This window comes from Pseudomonas sp. UM16, from assembly GCF_050312595.1.
Classification (GTDB): Bacteria; Pseudomonadota; Gammaproteobacteria; order Pseudomonadales; family Pseudomonadaceae; genus Aquipseudomonas.
In genome coordinates this window covers 1-440 of the sequence record NZ_JBNPJT010000071.1, presented here as the reverse complement: position 1 = coordinate 440, position 440 = coordinate 1, and the positions used below count along the sequence as shown (strand labels likewise).

At 60.5% G+C, this 440-nt stretch carries 1 protein-coding gene; it reads right to left on the bottom strand.

What is annotated here, in order from left to right; genetic code table 11:
- The coding region (locus ACQRAX_RS25600; protein ID WP_427867785.1) for a VCBS domain-containing protein at window positions 1-440 on the bottom strand (440 nt) is incomplete at both ends.

The following is a 440-nucleotide window of genomic DNA, read 5'->3' as shown; positions in this document are numbered from 1 at the left end:
TAGGTGAAGGTTTCGACGCCGGTGCCGGTGCGGTTGATGAAGTCCGGGTCGGCGGTGTTCAGGGTGTAGGTGTAGGAACCGTCGGCGGCCAGTACCAGTTTGCCGTAGATGCCCTCGATGGACTGCGGTGTAATCGGACCACTCGCGATGCGGTCGGCCCCCTGGGTGTCGTTGGTCAGTACGTTACCGGCGACGGTCAGCTGATTCTCGGTGGCGGTGGTGCTGTTGGTGTCATTGAAGGCCTTTGGCGCATCATCGACGATGTTTACATCGATGTTGCCACTGGCCGTGCTGCCATCATTATCGGTGGCGACCACGGTGAAACTCTCGCTCAGGGTGGTGCCATTGCCGCTGGTATGCGCTTCGTTGTCGAGCAGCGTGTAGGTGTAGGTCACCACGCCCGTGGCTGGGTTGTAGCCAGTGATGGTCAGGGTGTTGCC